We start from the raw sequence: 20,994 nt of genomic DNA, 5'->3' as shown, positions 1-20,994 counted from the left end.
AAATTTTTTTGTTACACCCTAGCGCTACACTTGGGGTTCGGTGAAACCCTCAAGATACTGCTCTAATTCTTCGCGGGTCACTGGTTTTTGAATGTAGCCTGTAGCGCCAGCAACCTTTGCCCGATTGCGTTCGTTATCACGCATGAGGGCGCTAAAGAGGACAATACGCCCCATATACCCACCTCTTCGCAGCCGCGCACAGGTTTCGTAGCCATCCTGAAGGGGCATCATAATGTCTAAGAGAACCAAATCAGGTAAAAGTTCATTGGCAAGGCGTTCGCCCTCTACACCATCTTTTGCCTCATAAGCTTCACATTGCATGTTTTTCAACATACGTTTCGTCACAAGGCGGATTGCGGGGTCATCATCGACCACAAGAACACGTCGTTGCGTCATAGCATATTGCCCCTAGCTGTTCGCGTTGCTGCTGTGCTACCAGAATTGTACCCTAATTCTACCTTCAAGATACCCTAAATCGTTCGGTTTGAATCTCCCAAACATATTTCAGGAGTATAGAGGTTTCTTAACAAGTGGAAGAACACACGGCGTTCGCTAACAGTGTTCTTACTTGTGTCCGCCTCTATGTGCGGTTAAGATACCTAAACTTCACGGGCGCGGTAAGGACGCCCCAATGACGCTCATGACGCTTACCTATGACGACGCCCTTGACTACCTCTATGGGTTGATCAATTACGAACTCCAGCGCCCAGATCGTTATGCGCCGGATGTCGTGAGCTTGGATCGCCCCCGTGCCTTGTTAAGCGCCTTTGGCAACCCGCAAGAAACCTTCCCTATTCTGCACCTCACTGGCACAAAGGGTAAGGGGTCGGTCAGCGCCATGTCTGCCAGCGCATTGGCAATGTCTGGGGTGCGGGTGGGGTTGTATTCCTCCCCCCATCTGCAAGATTTTCGGGAGCGCTTTCAGATCAATGGCGCATTGATTCCCCCCGCCACCCTTGCCGATCTCGTCACACGGCTGCGCCCGGTGATTGAATCGATCCCAGGGTTGACGTGGTTTGAAGTGATCACCGCCATAGCTTTCCTTTATTTTGCCGAGGCAAAGGTCGATGTGGCAGTTATTGAGGTGGGTTTGGGCGGGCGTTTAGACGCCACGAATATCGTCCGTGCGCCGCTCGTCAGCACAATCACCAGCCTCAGTTACGATCACATGCATCTGTTGGGAAACACCCTTGCCGAGATCGCCTTTGAGAAGGCGGGTATCATCAAAGCCGGCGTCCCTGTCGTCAGCGCACCCCAGCCGGAAGAAGCCCTGGCGGTGATCCGCCGTATTGCCGCTGAACGAAACGCGCCGCTCACCGTCGTTGGCGATGATCTTCTTTTTTCTCCAACGGGCAGCGATGAGTATGGGCAAGCCTTCACCGCCAACCGCCCCGGCAGCCCACCAACACCCTATTGGACGCCGCTCTTGGGCGCACATCAGGCGTTAAACGGCGCGGTGGCGCTGGCGACACTCTCTCAATTGGGCGCTCTGTCCCCTTCACCAGAGGCGGTTCAGCGCGGCTTAGCCCTTGTGAACTGGGCGGGGCGTTTAGAGGTGGTGCGCCGCACCCCCTGGCTTGTCCTTGATGTTGCCCATAACAGCGCCTCGGCAGACCGCCTGCGTCATGCCTTGCTGACGAATTTTCCCAACGCTAAACGGCGGATGCTGATCTTTGGGGCGCTTAAAGATAAAGATGTGCGCGGCATGTTTGCCCATTTACTCCCGATTACAGATCATCTCATTGTGATGGAGGCGATCACGCCCCGTGCTTTCGCTACCGCCGATTTGGTGGCGTTTGCCCGCGAAAGCGGCTTTACGGGGACAATTGAATCCCGTTCGGCGGCGGCGGAAGCGTTGGCATATGCCGAGTCCCTCGCCACTCGCCCCGACGATTTAGTCTGCGTCACCGGATCCCTTTCCGTCGTTGGGGAGGCACGCACTGTCCTAAAGTTGACACCTGCTCGTGCGTCCTATCTTGATGAACCCATTGTCAAAACACGGCAAAACACAGCACGAATCACGCACGACGATAACAAGGTAAGGTAGCGCCATGCAGCGACCCGAAATGAATGATTTTCACAATATTCGCAATGCCAAGCCCGATAAAGACGGCTTCATTGAGGCAATTCTCGTCCCCTTACGTGGGCTGGTTCTCTACCCGAATATGGTCACCCCGCTGTTCATTGGGCGCGAACGCACCTTAGAGGCGATCAAAGAGGCGCAGAAACAGGGGAAAACCGTCATTGGTGTAGGGCAGCTTGACCCCGACCAAAACGACCCAACCCCCGATGATCTCTACTCCGTAGGGACAGAGATTGCCCTTGGACGGCTGATGAAGATGCCCGATAACTCGATCAGCGTCTTGGCGCAGGGGCGGCGGCGGGTAAAGGTTGTTGAAATCACCAAAGGCGAGCGCTTTCTGATGGTGAAGGCACGCCCCATCCAAGGGCGCGTCCCCCGTTCGCCTGCTGTCGATGGGCTAATGCGGGCAGTGACAACGATGTTCGAGAAATGCATCCAGATCAACCGCAACCTCCCAGAGGAGGCGCTGATCTACGCCATGAACATCAGCGAACCGGGCTGGCTGGCAGATTTGATCATCAGCACCCTCAACTTGAGCCTGGACGAACGCCAAGAATTCCTCGAACTCTTTGATTCCCGTGATCGATTGGCGCGGGTGAGTGAAGTTTTAGGGCGAGAATTGAACGTCCTCGAAATTGAGGAGGAGATCAACGCCCAAGTTCAGATGGAGGCGGATCGCAACCAACGCGAGGCGTACCTCCGTGAACAAATGCGCGTGATCCAAAACGAATTGGGCGAGGGCGACCCTTTCCAGCAGGATGTGGACGAACTGCGTCGCAAGATCGAAACCGTCGGGATGCCGCCGGATATTCAAACGAAGGCGACGAAAGAATTGGATCGCCTTGCCATGATGCCCCCCATGGCGCCAGAGGTTGGCATTATCCGCACTTATGTCGATTGGCTGGTGGAACTCCCCTGGACAAAGGCGACGGAGGACAAGCTCGATATAACCTACGCGGCGAAAGTCCTTGAAGAAGATCACTTTGGGCTGCCGAAGGCAAAAGAGCGTATTCTCGAACATATTGCCGTGCGCAAACTTGCCCCTGAAAAGATGAAAAGTCCCATCCTCTGTTTTGTCGGACCCCCCGGAACGGGGAAAACCTCCTTAGGGCGCAGCATTGCCAAAGCGCTAGGGCGGGAATTCGTCCGCGTCAGTTTGGGGGGCGTCCGCGATGAAGCGGAGATTCGCGGACACCGCCGCACCTATATCGGGGCGCTGCCGGGGCGTGTTTTGCAAACCATCCGCCGCGCTGGGACGATCAATCCCGTGTTCATGCTCGATGAGATCGATAAACTTGGGCAAGATTTTCGCGGTGACCCCGCCTCGGCGTTATTGGAAGTTCTTGACCCAGAGCAGAACTACGCCTTTTCCGATCACTACCTCGAAGTCCCTTACGACCTCTCGAAGGTCATGTTCGTGACAACGGCGAACTCGCTTGATCCCATCCCCCCCGCGCTGCTAGACCGGATGGAAGTCATTGAGTTCAGCGGCTATACCGAAGAAGAAAAGCTAGAGATTGCCCGCCGTTTCATCCTCCTACGCCAGATGGAGCAGCACGGGCTGCCCGAAGGGGATGTTCACTTTGAAGAAGCAGCGATTCGGGGGATGATCCGCGAATACACCTACGAGGCGGGCGTCCGCAACCTGGATCGGCAGGTGGCAACCATCTGTCGCAAATTGGCGCGGCGCCTGGCAGAAGGCAAGCGTATTCCCAAAAAAATCACCGCAGAGACGCTCAGCCGCTATTTGGGACCCGCCGAATTCTTGGGCAGCAAAGCGGAAGATCACGATCAGGTTGGCGTCGTCACCGGTGTGGCGTGGACAGAAGGCGGCGGCGACATCATGCCAATTGAGGTCACGCTCATGAACGGCAAGGGGACGCTCACCCTCACCGGACAGCTTGGGGATGTCATGCAGGAATCGATCCAAGCCTCGATGAGCTACATGCGCAGCCGCGCCAAAGACCTCGGTATCAAGGAAGTTCGCTTCGATAAGACCGATATTCACGTTCACCTGCCGGAAGCTGCCGTCCACAAAGACGGACCCTCGGCGGGTATCACGATTGCGACGGCGCTTATCTCCGCCTTCACCCGTCGCAAGGCGCACAGCAACCTCACCCTGACAGGGGAAATCACCCTGCGTGGGCGTGTCTTGCCCGTCGGCGGGATCAAAGAAAAACTTCTTGCCGCCCACCGCGCCGGCATTCGGCGGATGATCATCCCCGAACGGAATCAGAAAGACCTTGTTCACATCCCGAAAAAGGTCTTGGCGGAAATGACCATCTTCCCCGTGACGACGATGGATGAGGTCTTGCGCTATGCCCTCTATGTGACGCCCGACCCGGCGCCGCTGGAAAAGCCCGCCCGCAAGCCGCGTGCGGCAAAGAAACCACCGACAAATGGCGAGAAAAAGACGCCCGCCACAAAACGCACGCCGCGCAAGCGCCCGCCCGCCACCCCTCCGGCGACGGCAGAAGGGTAGCCCCCTTGCCCTTGCTCGGTATGATTCTCCCCAAAGGCAAAGGGCGATCCACGCGGATCGCCCCCGCCCACACTCCGACGGGGCGCAGCCAACGCCCAACGCTGCCCACCCTGTTTGGGGCGGCGGCGGCGGTAATGCTCGCCTTGTGCGCCTGTAATCTGATGGGCAATGGGGCGGTAGCGGTGCTGGTGACGCCCTCCCCGCTGCCCACCGAAACACACCCCCCCACGCTCACCCTGACACCTAGCCAGACACCAACGGCAAGCCGCACCCCAACCGCCACCCTGACGGCAACGATCACGCTCACACCCTCGCCCTCGGCAACGCCCACCGCCACCCTGACGCCAAGCGCCACCTTCACGCCGAGTCTGACGCCCACAGTCACAAACACGCCCTTTCCCACCGTCGCCCCCCAAGCAACCGTCGGGTTGGCGATTGATCAATTCGCCCGCGTCACCATTGATCCGGCTGTGGTGAACGGCATTGGGCAGCTATGGCTTGCCTTTGCCAACACAAGCCCCAAAGAGGGGACGCTTCAACCTGGGACACCTGTTGCTGGCAGCAATGTGACGACGGTCAACATCGCCTCGCCCGATGGTGGGCAAATCTACACCGTGACGGAACTTCCGGCGACAACCAGCGGGCGGATTTTCTGGTCGCCCGACGGGGCATATATCGCCTACTTTTTGGAAGAAACGGGGCGCAGCGGCTTGTATGCGTTGGACATTCGCAACGGGATCAGCATCCGCCTTTTTGCGCTGGAGACGCTCAATCCGCGCAGCATTTTGGACGAGCCGTCATGGTCACCCGATGGTCGGCAGATCGCCCTCGTCTTGCCCACCGCCTACGATGTTGATATTTTTGCCGTCGGTCCTGATGGGACGAATTTCCGTAATCTGACACAGCACGGGGCGTATGATTTTTGGGGGCGTTTCTCCCCCGATGGGCGCTACCTCGCTTTCGTCTCAGATCGCGCCTTTTGTCCAACGTGGACGCCCAACGCGCCCGGATCGTGCTATACGCCCGATGCTTTCGCCCCCGATGGGGGAAACCCCTACCTGCTTGATCTTGCCAGTGGGCTGATCATAAAACTGGCGGATGTGTGGGTGCGCCAGCCGCCAACGTGGATCAATAGTGCGATGCTCTCCCTTGTTGGTGGGGATCGCAGCACCCCCTCGTCGGGGTCTACACTTTACATTGCCGATGTCCAGCGCGGCGTCACCCGTCCAATCACCAGCACCGCCCCCAACGGCATTCAGATTGCCCGCGAAACATGGACAGCCGATGGTAGTTACGTTGTCTATCAAGAGTTGGGAGCGGATTCGGCGCTGGTCGTGCGCGATGCCAACGGGACGGAAATCGCCCGCACAACGGCATTTGCCTTCCCGCGTTTTGCTTTTGCCGCTGCGTGGTCACCAGATGGATCGCGTCTTGCCCTTGCCGGACGGAACAGCGCCTGCCCCTTTGGCTTGATCAGCCTTGAGCGCTCTTTGCAAGGGGTGACACGCCCGCCAGCAGCAAATCCGGGCGCGTGCAGCCCGTTCATCTCCCCTGATGGCAGCATCATCGCCTTTACTGGGGTCAGCGGCGGCACGGGCAATACCGATGGACGCTTTGATGTGTATTTGGCAAACAGTCGGGGAGCGGCTATCCGCAACCTGACCGGGCGCTTAGGTGGACAGGTGGTGCTGCTCGGATGGATCAATGCAGTACCCTCACTGGTTGGACTACAACCAGCCTTCTTACTAGAAGGACGGGCGTCGTCCGTTTTCCCTTGATCACCACCGCCTGCCCATCGGCACGTATATTGTGATAAGCGGGGCTGTCAACCACTGAGGGGGTTAATCTCGTTGAAAAATGCTGTAAGCGCAAATGCGGCAGAAACGTCGGAAAAAAGCCGTCCCGCAGCGCGTGGGGAAGGGGTATCCTCGCCCGCGCTCTCAAAATCGAAGCCAAAGGGTGGGCGTCCGCTGCTCAGCAGTATTCAGATTGTCTTTGGCTCCATCTTGGCGATTAGCCTGCTCTTGGCGATCAACTTCAGCGGGCGGATTGCCGCTGGACGGAACATCACACGGGAACGGGCAGAGTTGGATCGGCAGATCAAGACGTTGGAGGCGCAAGCGACGGCACTTCACGCCGAACTTGGCTATGTCAGCAGCGATGCTTATGTCGAAGCGTGGGCGCGGCAGCGCGGCAATATGGTGAAAGCGAATGAACGGCTGATCATCCCCGTCCCTCCTAAACAGACGGCTGTCCCCTTTGCCACCCCCACCCCGCCCGCCTTTGAACTGACCCGCGAGCCGGACGTTTCTAACGTTGATCTGTGGTGGGGGCTGTTCTTCGATTCGCCCGCGCCGGGGAATTGATTCCTATTGCAGTACCCTCACTGGTTGGACTGCAACCAGCCTTCTTACAAGAAGGACGGGCGTCGTTCGTTTCCCTTGATCGCCACCGCCTGCCCATCACCAAGTATATCGTGATAAGCGGGGCTGTCAACCACTGAGGGTCAATCTCGTTGAAAAATGCTGTAGGTGTCCGTCACAACGATTTGTAAAAGAACCCCAAGCCCCAACAACCTCGAAGTGAATTACCCCCGCAGGGTGGCAAAAACGACGATCCGCTTGTCATCAACGCGGTAGGGGTAGCAGGAAATGAGCGTCACTTGGCGGACGGTGGCGCTAGAGCTTAACACCCATGTATCCGTTGGCAGGACAATCGTATACCCCCGTGCATCCGCGCCAGACTGAACCACATAGGTGTAATCTCGCGTCCGTGTGCTGACGATGATTTCATCGCCAACGGAAAGTTGATCAAGGTGGCGGAAAATTTCCCCATAAATATCATTGTGGGCAGAAAGCACCATGTTCCCGGCTTGTCCGGGATTAACGCTGCCCAAATGATGCCCCACACCTAATTTGAGCGCCTCCCAATCATCGCCGGCAACAACAGCACTATCGACATTCAGTTTTGGAATACGGATGCGGATTGGCGCTTCGGGGCTTGGTGTGGGGCGCGTCACGGGCAGTTGTGCCGTGTAGGAGGCAAACTGATCGCGGTAAGCGGCGGGGACTTCCTCTAGGTTAAAAATGGCTTCCCCTTCGCGGAAAGTATGCCCCGTAGGGAGGACAACGGTGGCAATACTGAACACAGAGGTCGGTGTTGGGGGAATGTATTGGGCGCGTGCCGTTGCCTCATAATCTTGCTGAATTGCCGCCGACTTCGCCGTGATGTCTTGAAAGCTCTGGAAAAGCCCCACAAAAAGGGCGATCAAGCCGATTACCGCCGCTACCTCCACCAGCAGCAAGCCGCGATTCCACCACACGCGCCAATTAATGTCCGGCGGTGACTCATCCAGCCATGCCTCTACATCATCCTCAAATTGGGGGGTGTCCTCGGTTTCCTTTAGGGGACGGCGGCGACGTTTGGGCGGTGGGGGGGGCGCTGCCGCATGTTCAGCCGCACCGTCATCATAGCGGGGCGTATTCAGGGCGAGATCAGGGGCAAGGCGTTCCCGCTCCTCGTCTTCCTCAACAGGGCGCACGGGTGCGACGCGCCGTGCCGCTCGCTCCCCTTGCTGAAGACGATTCAACCGCTCCTCGCGCTTTTTGAGGGCGAGGACACGCTCTAACTCGGCAATCGAAAGTTCATCAACAGGACGTTTATCGCGCACGAATAACCTTCAACAACACGACCATTGATGGGAAGTTTACCCTGTTGGGGTACTTCCTGTCATGGGGGGTGTTGGCGTCAGCGCCGATGTTGGCAGCGAAGGCAGAATGGCGTACATTGGCGGCGCACTGACCACTGTCGATCCCGAACCCGATGCCCCTCCTGTGGGTGTCTCTGCCGAAGCGGGCGCAACTGCCGAGGGTGCCGGATGTCCGTTCGCCTCTTTTGCGGACTCGTTAGATACCTCTTTGACGGAGGCGGGCGCAGCAGCCGATGTTGGGGTTGCACTTATGGCGTTCACGGCGGCAACGGGCGCAGACGACGGCGCGGCAATATTTGCCGTAGGGATGGCGGGGCGCGGTGTGCTAAGGGGCACGTCCGTAATCGGTACAACAGGGACGGTGCTGGTTGTTGTTTTGACCACCCCAATGCCCGTAGGGAGCGTGGGTGCGGTGGCGGGCGTCCGTGCGCCGCGATAGGGACGCGGACCGTATTGGTCAATGACCATCTGGCGCAGCAGGGTCACATCGTTATCGACGGCTTGCAAGCGCTTGAACAGTTCCATAAAGCCGTGTGGTTTGACAAGGAACACATCAATGCCCACACCAAAGGCACGATCAATTAGGGTGCGGTCATCATGCATCGTCGCCATGATCAAAATGGCTTCAGGGTTTTCGTCGCGCATTTGCTGGATCAGATCAATACCGAGGGCGTCGGGGAGTTCCTGATCGACAAGGGCGAGGGCTAATTGGGGTACTGCTCGCGCTTTCGACAGCCCTTCAGCCGCCGTCCCCGCGCCAAAAACCTTAAATCCCGCCATTTGCAGCAGGCGTTCTAGAAAATCACGGTTGGCGGGTTCATCATCGATGACGACGGCGTACCCGGCTTGAATAGTGATCATCGGTCTCTCCAAAGAAAGCGTTTGAACAATTTAACTATGCGTTTTGAAAGACAGTTCCAAGACACCTCAATGGGCGCGTTTTCATTATTTTGCCTGTGCTGAGGGACACATCGGTAAGAATGCGTCCCATATCAAAAGAACTTACCCGGGCGAAGCGGGGCTTTCTGGCGCTTTCACTTCAATCTTTTCTGATTTCGGTGCGTCGGTGGCTGTTGCCACCACTGGCGATACAGATGCCACTGGCGGCGGTGCTGGTGCAGCCACTGGCTCTGGGGTTGGCGATGCTGCAACAGGGGGAGTCACCTCTGAGGGTGGTGTCAGCGGTGTTGGAACTGATGCTGCGGGCGCTGGCGTACCTGAGGCGGCGCTGTTCTCTCCCGCTATAGTTGGCGTTGTTGGCGTTGGCACAGCGGCGGCGGGCATTGCCGTCACAGGTGCAGCGGGCAACTCACTCCCCGTTGGCGGGGGGGTGGCGGACGGCGGCGTGGCAACCTCAGCGGTTGGCGCAGCAGGGGGCGCGGCGGCGGCTGTTGGCGTTGGGAACTGCTTGGAGGATGGCGCGGCGCTGCGGGTCGTAAGCGGACCCGTCCCCCGCCGAGGGGCGGCGTTCGTATCCCCCTGAGGGGCGTCCCCTTGCGTCTTTAAAATCGCCTCATAGCGTGCCAAGAGCGCGATGAAATCCGAGATCGGCAGCGGCTTGGGCAGATAGTCGTTGCAGCCTGCGGCAAGGCATTTATCGCGGTCGCCCATCATGGCGTAGGCAGTCACGGCGACAATGGGCGTCTTTAAGCCGTGCGAGCGCAATTGACGCACAACCTCCAGCCCATTGATCACCCCCGCCAATTCAACATCCATCAGGATGAGGTCAAACACCTCGCGCTTGAGCGATTCGAGGGCAATCTCGCCCTCCGTGTAGGAAACGACGGAGTGATTCGCCATTTTCACAATCCGCTCGACAAGGGCGAGATTCGTCGGGTTATCTTCTACGTAGGCAATTCGCATGAGCCTGTACCCCGTGTGACTTCCGATTCTCAGCCTTGCTGGGCAGCGACGGCTTCCGGTTGGTAGATGGGCAAAGTGAAATAAAAAACGCTCCCCTTGCCAAGTTCGCTCTCCGCCCAGATTTTGCCATTCATCAAATTGAGCAGTTGTTTAGAGATTGCCAAGCCCAAGCCTGAGCCAGCACGTCCTTTTTGGCGTCCTGCCGAGCCTTGCCGGAATTCCTCCCAAATCTTCCCAATATCTTGGGGGGCAATGCCGATACCCGTGTCTCGTATCCAGACGAGGACGTTGCCATCGCCGTTATCGCGTGCGCCTAAGGTAACCTCCCCAGAATCGGTGAATTTGGAGGCGTTGCTCATCAGGTTCAAAATGACCTGCCGAATACGGAGCGGGTCCGCGAGGACATCGGGTAGGACGGAGGGCGTTTCCCGTTTGATCTGGATGGGCTTGCCTGCCACCAACCCTTGCGCCGTTTCCAACACACCGCGAAAGACCGTATCAAGGGAGACGGGTTCGATCTCAATATCGAGTTTTCCGGCGTCCACCCGCGACAGGTCGAGAATGTCGTTGATCAGTTGGAGCAAGTGCTTGCCGCTGGTGAAAATCTGGGTCAGGTCGGTGCGGTAGGCATCAGGGAGCGAGGTATTGTTGTACATCATCGGGAAGTTGAGCATCGTCTCGCTAAAGCCGATGATGGCATTCAAGGGCGTGCGCAGTTCATGGCTCATGTTGGCGAGGAACTGCCCTCGGAAGTTCTTTGCCTCAATCGCCGCTGCCTTCGCCGCCTCAAGGTCAAAATTCAACTGCTTTAGGTCGTCGGCAAGGACTTTCTGGCGGATGTAGCTGCGCTGGACTTCTTCTTGGGTATCAAACAACTGCTCTTTGATCTTGCGCTCCTTCCCATAACTGGCGAGCGCCCACTCGGCAATCCCGTAAATTTCCCCTGCCGTTTGCAGTGCCAACCCCGCCGCCACAAGGATCAAGACGACGGCGAACGCCTGATGCCCCTCCATCCGAAAGGGTGAGCCAAGCGAAGGGATGATAATGACGATAGCCAGCGCCAGCGCCAGGGCTATGAGCGTGCTGCGTGCTGAAAGGAGCAGCCCCACCAGCAAAATGACGATGGGCAAGATGAAGGGGATCAGATCGCGGCGGATGGCACTAGGACCCGTCGGCGGGAGGATCATAAGTGCCACCGCCGCCATAATCCCTAGTGTGTAAACCCACCCCGCCACATCATAACGCCCCCGCCGTAGGAATGTTCCGCACAGCAGCGAGCCGCCAATGACAATCCCAATCGGCAGCAGCACTTCAAGGACAACTGCCTGCTGCAAGGCGGACATAATCAACGCCAGCCAGAGGAGCAGCCCCGCCCCGCCCACAGTCACTTTCCACAGGATGGAAAGGCGGTCTACCCGTGTTTGCTTGGTAAAATCGTAATCGTGAGACGCGCTTTCATAAGTCATAATCGTTGCTCTTGGGACGCGAAGCGCCGCCTATAAAATCCTTAGCCCGGTGACAATAGTATAATCGATTTCTGAAGGGACTGTTATGCATCTTGCCGAATCTTCGGGAAAATTTCATAGATCAAAACTATCCAAAATGGATCTGAGATGGTTTTGTGATTTGGCACAAACGAGTTTCCAACGCCCTTAAGACGGAAACCCGACCTATCGTAAACCCTTGATCAACAAAGGAGTCTGCCCTGAATGCGCGTCTTTATTGCCCACGCTCCCGGTGATAACCGCAGCGCCCACCGCTTGGCGCTTGACCTGATGAAACGTGGTTTGGATGTCTTTGTCGAAGCCCCCGACACAACGGGCGAGCTAACCCCCGAACAACGCCGCGAGGCAATGCGTGAGGGGATGCACAATGCCGATTCAATTGTTGTGTTTGTCTCGCCTGCCGCCCTTGTCTCGCCGGAATTTCGCGAGGAAGTGGAGCGCGTCCTCGCCAGCGGGAAGCCGCTTTACTGTGTCAGCCGCCAAGAGGTGATGCTGACGAAAGCCTTTGCCGAACTGCGCAAGCACCCAGAGTTTCGCATTGGGCTTGCCGATTACGAAGACGGCGTGACAGGGCTGCTCAGCGTGTTTGGCATTGACCCCACGAAGATCGTCAAGGATATTCTCTCCGAATATGATGTCGATTCATGGATGCCGGGGAAATGGTTCGTCAAATTCTACAATCCCAAACATTACATGAGCGGCATTGCCGAATACACCTTTCAGCCCAACCGTGACGCTGAGGCAGAAATCCAGATCAGCGATTTGACGGGGCTTTGGGTACACATGCACATGCATGGGAATTGGTCCTTCAGCGGGGATCGGCTCAGTGTTGCTGGCGAATCGAAAATGGCGATGTTCATTCAGGAATCCCCCCTCCCTCGGCAAATGCCTTACGTCCTCTCGTTGAAGATTCTCGAACTGACGCGGGAGCGCTTTCAGGGGGTCTCCACCGCCGGAGATCGCGTCTTGTTCTACCGTGTTGCCGAGGACGAGCAAGACGGCGAAGAGGACGGCGACCTGTAACACCGCCCTTCACGGCAAGGCATTCCTCGGTGTATCATGACGACGCATCGGCAGCCTTTACCGAGGGAGACTTTCCGTGTCATCACAAGCGATTACCCCGCGCAGCGAGGATTATTCCCGCTGGTACACCGACGTGATCCAGCGCACCGATCTTGCCGATTATGCGCCTGTGCGGGGGTGCATGATCATCAAACCCTATGGCTATGCCCTGTGGGAAAACGTCCAACGCGAGCTTGACCAGCGCTTCAAAGACACAGGGCATCAGAACGCCTATTTCCCCCTCTTTATCCCAGAGGAATTCATCACGCGGGAAAAAGAGAACTTCGAGGGCTTCAGCCCCGAATTGGCAGTCGTCACCATTGGCGGCGGTGAACAGCTTGAACAACGCCTAATCGTCCGCCCCACCTCGGAGACGATCATCGGGCATAGCTTTGCCAACTGGATTCAGAGTTACCGCGATCTCCCGCTGTTGATCAACCAATGGGCGAACGTCGTCCGTTGGGAGATGCGCACGCGCCTGTTCCTCCGCACGATGGAATTCCTCTGGCAAGAGGGGCATACCGCCCACGCAACCGAGGCAGAGGCAGAGGAAGAAACGCTCCGTATGTTGGGCGTTTACACCGATTTTGCCGTGAACGAAGCGGCGATCCCCGTCATTCCGGGGCGCAAGAGCAACCAAGAAAAATTTGCCGGCGCGCTGCGCAGTTACACGATTGAAGCGATGATGGGCGACAAACGCGCCCTGCAAAGCGGCACCAGCCACAACTTGGGGCAAAATTTCGCCAAAGCCTTCGAGATCAAATACACCGATTTGAACAACCAAACGCAGTACTGTTGGACAACCTCTTGGGGGCTGTCCACGCGCATCATCGGGGCGATCATCATGGCGCATGGCGATGATCAGGGCTTGCGCCTGCCGCCGCGCCTCGCCCCCATTCAGGTGATTATCGTCCCCATCTACAAGAGTGACAGCGAAAAAAGCGCGGTAATGGCGGCGGCAGATGCCGTCTTTGCCGAGTTGAAAGCTGGCGGCGTGCGCGTGAAAATTGACACCCGTGAGGAATTGACGCCCGGTTTCAAGTACAACGATTGGGAGATGCGCGGCGTCCCCCTGCGCTTGGAGGTGGGTCCGAAAGATGTGCAGAACAACACCGCTGCCCTTGCGCGGCGCGATGTGCCGGGGAAGGCGGGCAAACAATTCGCCCCGCGTGAGGGGCTTCTAGCGCGGGTGAACGACCTTCTGCGTGAGATTCAGGCGAACCTGCTGGCACAAGCGACGACCTTCCGCAACGCGAACATCCACACGGTGGAGGGCGATTATGGGAAGTTCCGCGAAATCTTGAAAGATGGTTGGGCGTCCACATGGTTCAGCGGCGATGCCGACGCCGAGGCGAAGATCAAAGAGGAAAATCAGGCGGTGTCGCGCTGCTTCCCGCTGGAACAAGAGGGCGGGTCGGGTCCGTGCATTGTCACTGGCAAAATGACGACAGAACGGGCGCTCTTTGCCAAGGCGTATTAGGGTCTTAGAGGGCTTAGAGGGGGCTTAGGGCTGTCTGCGAAGGGCAGCCTTCAGAAGAGGGTCTTTCCCCCTCCCCCGCAAGGGGAGGGGGTTGGGGGTGAGGGCAAACAGCGTACCATCGCACTAAAGAAAAGATAGGCATATTAGGCAAAAAGGGAGAAGCGTAGGACGTTGAAAGGGAAGGGAAAGAGATCAAAGGCGTCGGTGGGATTCGAACCCACGAATAAGGGTTTTGCAGACCCTTGCCTTACCACTTGGCGACGACGCCGTGCAGCCTTTTCAGGTACGTCATGGGATTTTAAGCCCCTTCCTTCTCTTTGTCAATATCATCCCCTTTGTCAATATCATCCCCTTTGTCGTCATCCCTTTCGGGGAGGGGGGTAAGCGATCCAAAGGTAGCGGCAAAGGCGTGTCCGGGGTCTATAAATTCCCGCAATGTACACTCTGGACATAGACCATTTATGCACAACATCTCCACACCGCAGACATAACACACAGTTTCTATGGTCATTTTCTTCTTCCCTTCTGCTCTTTGTCAATCCAGTCCTCCAATGGTATCGGGGTGGTGAACCAGTCTTCCTTATCGGGAATGAAGTTCATCACCCCCACCTTTACCTCACCATCCTCGATGATCAAGGCGACGGGTAAGCCGTCCTGACGTTCCGCCTCGGTGATCAATTTGAGGATTACCTCATGATCAGACTCAAGGGCTATCTGGTCTATGGTGTTCACTGAGACTCCTTATCGGGCTAAATTTGGCATGGAATTCGGCAAGTTCAGGTTCGGTGAACACCGCGTAATAGTCCGCTGTGACACCAATCCCGCTATGCCCCAATAACCTACTCAATGAGGACAGATCACCCCCATTCCTCACATATTCGCGGGCAAACCCATGCCGGAAACTGTGTGGGTTTACACGCCCCTGTACACCCGCCTTTTCTTTGAGCCGTCCTAGAATCTTTGCAAGACCCGAATAGCTTAGGGGCTGCCCCCGACGCTTTTTCAGGCTGCAAAATACAGCGCCTCCAGCAGGGCGCATCTCAAACCACTTGATGAGGTGGTAAGCGGTGAACGTGCTGAACGGCACGATGCGGGGGCGATCCCCTTTCTCTACAACCCGCGCCCGTAGGTGTTGCAGATCGCAATCCTCAACGGTGAGTCCCAGCAGCCCACCCGCTCGGCAGCCTGTATCGCACAGAAAGGCGATGAGCGCCCGGTCACGGAGACCTTCTGGACTGTCATCGCAGGCATTGAAAATCGCCCGTAAGTCATCCAGAGAGATTGCTTTTGGTTCAGGGCGCGGACGTTGGGGCAGCCTCACCCGATCCATCGGGTTCTGGGCAATGTCATATTCCAAACATGCCCACCGCCAAAAGCGGCGCAATGCTCTCATATAACCGTGCAAGGTATGAATTTTCACTTGCCCCGACCCATGCCCGGCTGAGAGTTTTTCCCGCCCGCGCAAGACGATGATCCATTCCCTTATCATGCTTGTTGTCACCTCCTGAATGTGAAAATCACCTCCCACATGCGATACGAATTTTGAGAGACGAACGCGATACCATGCAATGGTGGCGGTCTTTAACCCATCCGCTGCGTTCGCCACCTGAAATTCGTCTACCGCCGTTTGGAGGGTGAGCATGGCTTACTTGAAAAACGCTCGTTTCGCTTTACTCACCACATCCTCGCCGCTCGCGGGCAACGGTGGTGCGATCATCGCCGGAGCGGGGGTGGCGGCGTTCACCGTTGGGGAGATTACCGCCGCCCGTTGCCCGCCCATGTATGCCCGCAATGCTGCTCGGATGGTTTCGCCGACGCGGTTAGCTTTCGCCGCCGCTGCGAGGTACTTAATCAAGTCCGCGTCTACCTCATCTTTCAGATAGACTCCAAAATGTTTCAGCATCATTACCTCCTCGTCCATCGTGGTGTCCGAACTTCTGTCTGGATCATGATCAGCCTCCGATCAAGGCGAAACCGCCCAAGACGTTGGCACGGCGTGGGTTTGGGGCGACGATCACCGTGAGGGGTACTAAGGCTTGCTCCAAGCCCGTTCGCAAGACCTCAGCACCACCGCCTGTAAGGATGATCCCTGTCAAGTTTTGCCCGGACATGCTACGGGTGATGAATCCGGCGACTCGTTCTACCAATTGGCAGATCGCCGTCGCCCGGTGTTCGCCGATGGGATATGCCCGTCCGTTGATAGTGATCGCGTCGCAGGTGAGGTAGGGATCAATGTCTTCTGGGCGAACCTCGTTACCCGCCGCCGCGTGCAGCTTGCGCGAAACCGCCGCTGCAACATATCGCATTCCCGCCGCCGCGTCGCTCACCGACAAATCTGGTGCGTAGTCGCCGTCACGAAAGGCGATCACGTCAAAAGTGAGGTAGCCCCCATCCCCCACGTACCACAATCCCGATTGCACGATCTGATTTTGGGTTGCAGTGGCAATGTATGACCCCGCACCCTCTGGGATGATTTGGAGATTCCCATCTTCGATTTTTACTCTGAGTTCCGATCCCCGCGTCGTACCGATCTGGTAATCGCCCGCAAGGGATTCCTTAACCCGCTGCACGACATCTTCATTGGCAAAAATGCCCGCCGGGATCGACAAAACCACGCGGGGGTAGAAAATGCCCTCGCCTAGCCGCACCCCATAGGCGCGATGAAGAGCATAGGTGAAGAGGCGCTTGTACCATTCGCTGAAGTAACGATTCGTGGCGGGGAAGTCTTCTAGGGAGCGTGCAGCGTAGGTATAAGCCCCCGCTCCGAACGCCCACCATACGCCGCTGATATTGATCACGTCATCAAATGGGAGATCGTTGAAGCGAGTGGCGTCTGATAGCCGCCCCTGAACGGAGCGCCAATCCGCTGATATGCCCCCATCTGCCATGAGGTTGCAATACCCATTTCCGAGATCAAGGCTGATAGCCTGAATTTCGGTAGGATGGGGAAGGGTTCTGGCTGCCGTCTGTTTCTTGCCCATTTCGATTACTCCTGTCATATCCTGTGACACTATCCGACAATCTGTGACACGCCGCGCCATAAGGCGTAGAGTGACCGGGTTGATCCCTTTCATACGTCCCTCGTTTGTTTAGTCCGCAGCGTCCATGCCCGGCTGCTCACCGAATCCGTTTGCCCATAAGAGCATCGCCCGGCGTTCGGCTTGATCGTCCTCGTCAGCCTCATAGCGGTCATACGGGTTGGCGAGGTAGGGGTTGGGCGTGGGCATGTCTGCAATCGACACCAACACCGCCTGTCGTCTCATGATTTCGGACGGCGAGGGGTAGGCGATCTCACGACCCGAACGGCGCTCCAGGACGCGCCGAATCCACGCGCCCCGGTTGGCGACCTGCCCGCGCTCCGATTCGTTGATCACCTGAGTCACATCCTCAGGCGTCCACTGTTGAGCGATAAGGTCGGCTTCTGTGGCACGGACTCCGGCTTGTTTGAGTGAAACGAACACTTTGTAGCGGGCGCTCATGAGGGGGTCTGATGAGGATTTTGATGGGGTTGCGCTTGAGGGGTGCATTGATTGCGGCGCGGGGGGCGTCGTGAGAGAGGGTGTTGAAGGGGATGTGAGGGGGATGAGTTGCATCAGTTGACGGGCGGCGGATTGCCCAGCAAGGTCATACCACAACGGCTGACCCCCGGCGCGGCGGGCAACCGTCGCCCGCACCCACGCGCCCACTGATGATTTGATTTTGCCCTGCTGATCGAGTCTGTTTGCGTCGGTGATCGCTGACTCGATGGTTTGGGGGTGGTACTGGACGGCGATGATCGCCGATTCTTTATTGGTGACGCCGATCTGTCTCAGTTTGCGATATAAGACTTCCTGCGTGCGGGTGTAGGTTTGGGATTGAATTTCTGCATTGGTTTCTACAGGGAGTGCGCTACGCGCATGGTTGGTTGGGTTCACATCTTCATGACTCTTGTTCTTGAATCCATGACTCTTGTTTGCGTCGAAGTTTTGTCGTGACCCTGTAGCGAAGTTTTGATCTGATCCTGTAGCGAAGTTTTGATCGCGGTAAGAATCAACCCCGAAAACAAAGATATTTCGGGGAACGTGAAAGCGCCGACTCCGTTTGTTGTGGTCAAAATCCCAAGATACCAGTCCAGCGCTTCTCAGGCGCTTATACATGTAGCGGCTGCCCGACGCGCTGGCAAGTCCCACCTCTGCCGCGCTTGTCCACGATCCCGGGTGACACTCGCCGTTTTTGTCGGCACGAAAACCCAAGAGAACCAACGCTGCGATCATTGCCCGCGTCACCTTGAATTTCCTATGTCCCTTCGCCCGTTCGGTGGCGACGATCCCCCGAATAAGATCGCGCAAGCGCCGGGGGTACACTTTTACGTATAAATCTTCTGGGTAGGAGTCCACAAATCCTAAGAGGCTGCTCACAGCACGTTCATCTGCGAGGGGTAACTCCCCGTCGGGATTTGATGATGTGGTATAATCAGTCATAGTGTTTCCTTGGTTGCCCGGCGTTTGCGCACCGGGCGGTTGTTCTGTGCTAGTTTTCAGTTTGTTGTTTTTGGGCGCGGAATTGTTTCAGATTTCGTCGCCAATTCGCCTCGTTTGCGGCGGTGCGTTGTCCCCCGCGCCGCCCGCAGATCGGGGCGGATCGTGATGAACATCCAAGTTGCGGGAAAACTTCCCACAACGCGGGCAGCGGGTATGGTTCATATTTCCTCCTCCAATGTTGCCATCTCCGATACCCTGTTCAGCAAAAGAACTTCGTCCAGTTCAAGGCTTGCATCCGCACGATACAGGACAAATACAACGTTCACCGATGTGGCATCCATACATTGGGAGGTATGGATGATCTGCCACCCGGATTCAAGCCGATCACTCAGTTCGGTTGCCCGAATTTGGATAGACTCTTGAAAACGTTCGTCAAGCACCGGATCGAGTGTCGCCGTGATGGTTTCGTGATGCGACATTTTCCGAAATGTGGGTAGTAAAAGAATTTCGATTGCCATATTTCCTCCATTCAACGATCTGATACTGTCCAGAACCAAACCAACAAAAAGACGTTCAAGCCGATCCACCATACGATTAAGGTGAGCATCGATGTAGCATCAGCTCTTGGGGTTTCATGAGTGATCTCCGAAAATATGGTTCATGAGCGAGAGGGTCATCTGGCAATCGCCAAGCGCGGAATGGGCGTGGATCGGTGGCAATCCCATCTGGCTTATTGCCTCAGTCAGCTTGTGCCATCGATAATTTCGGTGATAGTGGTTCCAATCGCCTCTGAATTCTGCGTATCCCAACATCGCACATTCATAGTGCGCTATGCTGATCCACCCGTTTTTGAGTCCGCAGACCATATCGGAGGATTGCAGCATCTCTACATCGTATTTGGCGTTGTAAATGATCACATCGCGATCTATCAGCGCGTCCTTCACCTCACCACAAATTTTCTGCCACGACGGGCAATCAGAGACATCCTTATCCCTGATTCCGTGAATTCGTGCGGCGTCCTCAGGGATTCCGTTCTGTGGGCGTATACGGCCATTGAGGAGGATGTTTCCCCGGTAGTCTATGATTGCGATCTCAACAATTTCTGCACCCCAACCCAACCCCGTCGTCTCTGTGTCCAGAACGACGAAATTTTGTGCATCCCACAAGAGTTTCAAACTTTCCAGTGACATCAATCCTCCTAACCCAATTCACAGGGAAATGAAAGCGGTCTTCTTGCCTGAAGTGACGCTCTGTTGACAAGTTGCCATTGCGTCCGTTTGGGTTTTTCCTCTCCGAAATCAATCTCTATCGGAAGATCGATCTCCCCCATCACCGTCTTCGGTGAACCAGTGATCACGCTTAGGCATCTCGCTGAACGCCTTTCTGAATACCGAGAAAATGCGTGAGACGATTATTAGTCCAAGCGTAATACCTAGGCTGACAATGAGCGGAGTTAGTATGATTTGTGGTAATATCATTCCTCGCGTCCATTCCGGCGCGGCGGGCGAAATAACACAAGTCCATATTGATCGGCAATGGACGCCGCCGCCGCCGCCGCTCGCCGCCGGGCGGATGGGGGCGTATGGACTGGATCGCCTTCCTCGTAGTGTTGTGTGAAGGTGTAGCCCCGATACTCCCATTCTAAATGAATCTCAGTGTCAGGCATCGCCTCCTCAATTTCCTTTTCGGTTGTATCGGGTAACTCTTGGTTCATAATCTGCTTTCCCTTTCACATGATGACCGACTAGTGGGGTGCTATCGGGTTGTCCTCGCCGCGATCCTTGCCAGTAATTCAGTTCAAGAAGTAGCCCATTGCCCCGTAGGTGTGCTTTGACTATGCCTGATTTGTTAAGGTTGCCCGTCACGGTTATCCCTCAAATGCGCCCCCGCAAGCCCACAAAACGCCCTCACCCTAACTTCGTTTTGCGGGCTTGTGGCGGCTCATTTGTCCTCACCGGGAATCATTCCTTCACCCCGTTGCACGGTTGCCACGCGCCTGTAAACGACCCGTAGCCCGCGCCTTTTCATGAAGTCTTTCACTGTGTTGTCTGCGACGTTCAAGACCAACGCCGCTTGGCGAATTGAGCCATATTCCTCAATCAGTGCAGAACATCCGCGCTGCGGTTCGTGGCGAGTGTTTCCGTCCCTTTGACGATCATGAAGTGTCCTTTGAAATAGACGATCTCGGCGCCCTGATAACGCCAGTCATGTCCCCAGCGCTCGGCATATTCCTGCCCTAATCGCAGCATTGTTCGGTTCAATTCCTTAGTTTTCGTAGCCATTTCCCTCTTTCCTTTATGAATCCATGCCAGCCCACAAACCCCCTCACCCGTGAGGCTTGTGGGCTGGT

At 56.5% G+C, this 20,994-nt stretch carries 21 protein-coding genes and 1 tRNA gene; 6 read left to right on the top strand and 16 right to left on the bottom strand.

Annotated features, from left to right (window positions below):
* Window positions 1–24 precede the first annotated feature (24 nt).
* Window positions 25–396, bottom strand: coding sequence for a response regulator (locus HS103_13760; protein MBE7513867.1), 372 nt, complete (start codon window positions 394–396; stop codon window positions 25–27).
* 235 nt (window positions 397–631) lie between these two features.
* On the opposite strand from HS103_13760, the gene HS103_13755 reads away from it, so the two are divergent.
* The 4 genes from HS103_13755 to HS103_13740 all read left to right on the top strand — a co-directional run bounded on the left by HS103_13755 (window position 632) and on the right by HS103_13740 (window position 6,931).
* Window positions 632–2,047 carry a bifunctional folylpolyglutamate synthase/dihydrofolate synthase gene (locus tag HS103_13755; GenBank protein MBE7513866.1) on the top strand — a complete coding sequence of 472 codons (1,416 nt, stop codon included), beginning with the start codon at window positions 632–634 and terminating at the stop codon, window positions 2,045–2,047.
* A 19-nt stretch (window positions 2,048–2,066) separates the two neighbouring features.
* Window positions 2,067–4,565, top strand: coding sequence for an endopeptidase La (gene lon / locus HS103_13750; protein MBE7513865.1), 2,499 nt, complete (start codon window positions 2,067–2,069; stop codon window positions 4,563–4,565).
* A 5-nt stretch (window positions 4,566–4,570) separates the two neighbouring features.
* The gene (locus HS103_13745) at window positions 4,571–6,343 is read left to right on the top strand and encodes a PD40 domain-containing protein (protein ID MBE7513864.1); all 1,773 of its coding nucleotides are present in this window, start codon (window positions 4,571–4,573) and stop codon (window positions 6,341–6,343) included.
* A gap of 72 nt (window positions 6,344–6,415) precedes the next feature.
* Window positions 6,416–6,931, top strand: coding sequence for a septum formation initiator family protein (locus HS103_13740; protein MBE7513863.1), 516 nt, complete (start codon window positions 6,416–6,418; stop codon window positions 6,929–6,931).
* Window positions 6,932–7,152: 221 nt separating this feature from the next.
* Here the strand turns inward: HS103_13740 and HS103_13735 are convergent, their stop codons facing one another.
* The 4 genes from HS103_13735 to HS103_13720 all read right to left on the bottom strand — a co-directional run bounded on the left by HS103_13735 (window position 7,153) and on the right by HS103_13720 (window position 11,603).
* Window positions 7,153–8,235 (bottom strand): class D sortase, encoded by a 1,083-nt coding sequence (locus HS103_13735; protein MBE7513862.1) that lies wholly within the window; start codon window positions 8,233–8,235, stop codon window positions 7,153–7,155.
* A 36-nt stretch (window positions 8,236–8,271) separates the two neighbouring features.
* On the bottom strand, window positions 8,272–9,135 hold the full coding sequence (locus HS103_13730) for a response regulator (GenBank protein MBE7513861.1): 864 nt from the start codon (window positions 9,133–9,135) through the stop codon (window positions 8,272–8,274).
* 141 nt (window positions 9,136–9,276) lie between these two features.
* Window positions 9,277–10,137, bottom strand: coding sequence for a response regulator (locus tag HS103_13725; GenBank protein MBE7513860.1), 861 nt, complete (start codon window positions 10,135–10,137; stop codon window positions 9,277–9,279).
* 29 nt (window positions 10,138–10,166) lie between these two features.
* Window positions 10,167–11,603 carry a HAMP domain-containing histidine kinase gene (locus HS103_13720; GenBank protein MBE7513859.1) on the bottom strand — a complete coding sequence of 479 codons (1,437 nt, stop codon included), beginning with the start codon at window positions 11,601–11,603 and terminating at the stop codon, window positions 10,167–10,169.
* Window positions 11,604–11,846: 243 nt separating this feature from the next.
* On the opposite strand from HS103_13720, the gene HS103_13715 reads away from it, so the two are divergent.
* Both HS103_13715 and HS103_13710 read left to right on the top strand, forming a co-directional pair.
* Window positions 11,847–12,665 carry a toll/interleukin-1 receptor domain-containing protein gene (locus tag HS103_13715; GenBank protein MBE7513858.1) on the top strand — a complete coding sequence of 273 codons (819 nt, stop codon included), beginning with the start codon at window positions 11,847–11,849 and terminating at the stop codon, window positions 12,663–12,665.
* A 76-nt stretch (window positions 12,666–12,741) separates the two neighbouring features.
* Entirely contained in the window at window positions 12,742–14,184 is a 1,443-nt protein-coding gene (locus HS103_13710) for a proline--tRNA ligase (protein MBE7513857.1), read from the top strand.
* Between the two features lie 196 nt (window positions 14,185–14,380).
* Here the strand turns inward: HS103_13710 and HS103_13705 are convergent.
* From HS103_13705 to HS103_13655, 11 genes are all read right to left on the bottom strand, one after another.
* Window positions 14,381–14,452 (bottom strand) — tRNA-Cys (locus tag HS103_13705).
* Between the two features lie 30 nt (window positions 14,453–14,482).
* Entirely contained in the window at window positions 14,483–14,695 is a 213-nt protein-coding gene (locus tag HS103_13700; GenBank protein MBE7513856.1) for a hypothetical protein, read from the bottom strand.
* Window positions 14,692–14,916, bottom strand: a complete 225-nt coding sequence (locus tag HS103_13695) for a hypothetical protein (GenBank protein MBE7513855.1) — start codon at window positions 14,914–14,916, stop codon at window positions 14,692–14,694. The genes HS103_13700 and HS103_13695 overlap by 4 nt, the downstream gene beginning before the upstream one ends.
* On the bottom strand, window positions 14,888–15,826 hold the full coding sequence (locus tag HS103_13690) for a tyrosine-type recombinase/integrase (protein MBE7513854.1): 939 nt from the start codon (window positions 15,824–15,826) through the stop codon (window positions 14,888–14,890). Before HS103_13690 ends, HS103_13695 begins: the two co-directional genes overlap by 29 nt.
* Window positions 15,827–15,829: 3 nt before the next feature.
* On the bottom strand, window positions 15,830–16,090 hold the full coding sequence (locus HS103_13685; protein ID MBE7513853.1) for a hypothetical protein: 261 nt from the start codon (window positions 16,088–16,090) through the stop codon (window positions 15,830–15,832).
* Between the two features lie 46 nt (window positions 16,091–16,136).
* Window positions 16,137–17,183 carry a ParM/StbA family protein gene (locus tag HS103_13680; GenBank protein ID MBE7513852.1) on the bottom strand — a complete coding sequence of 349 codons (1,047 nt, stop codon included), beginning with the start codon at window positions 17,181–17,183 and terminating at the stop codon, window positions 16,137–16,139.
* A gap of 90 nt (window positions 17,184–17,273) precedes the next feature.
* On the bottom strand, window positions 17,274–18,644 hold the full coding sequence (locus HS103_13675; protein MBE7513851.1) for a hypothetical protein: 1,371 nt from the start codon (window positions 18,642–18,644) through the stop codon (window positions 17,274–17,276).
* Window positions 18,645–18,862: 218 nt separating this feature from the next.
* Window positions 18,863–19,162, bottom strand: a complete 300-nt coding sequence (locus HS103_13670; GenBank protein MBE7513850.1) for a hypothetical protein — start codon at window positions 19,160–19,162, stop codon at window positions 18,863–18,865.
* Between the two features lie 114 nt (window positions 19,163–19,276).
* Window positions 19,277–19,834 carry a 3'-5' exonuclease gene (locus HS103_13665; protein MBE7513849.1) on the bottom strand — a complete coding sequence of 186 codons (558 nt, stop codon included), beginning with the start codon at window positions 19,832–19,834 and terminating at the stop codon, window positions 19,277–19,279.
* A 284-nt stretch (window positions 19,835–20,118) separates the two neighbouring features.
* Window positions 20,119–20,358 (bottom strand): hypothetical protein, encoded by a 240-nt coding sequence (locus tag HS103_13660; protein ID MBE7513848.1) that lies wholly within the window; start codon window positions 20,356–20,358, stop codon window positions 20,119–20,121.
* Between the two features lie 385 nt (window positions 20,359–20,743).
* Complete coding sequence (locus HS103_13655) at window positions 20,744–20,926, bottom strand: hypothetical protein (GenBank protein ID MBE7513847.1); 183 nt, start codon at window positions 20,924–20,926, stop codon at window positions 20,744–20,746.
* Window positions 20,927–20,994: the final 68 nt, after the last annotated feature.

This window comes from Anaerolineales bacterium (genome assembly GCA_015075625.1).
Lineage (GTDB): Bacteria > Chloroflexota > Anaerolineae > Aggregatilineales > UBA2796 > UBA2796.
Note: the sequence above shows the minus strand (reverse complement) of the source record. Positions and strands in the feature narration are given on the sequence as shown.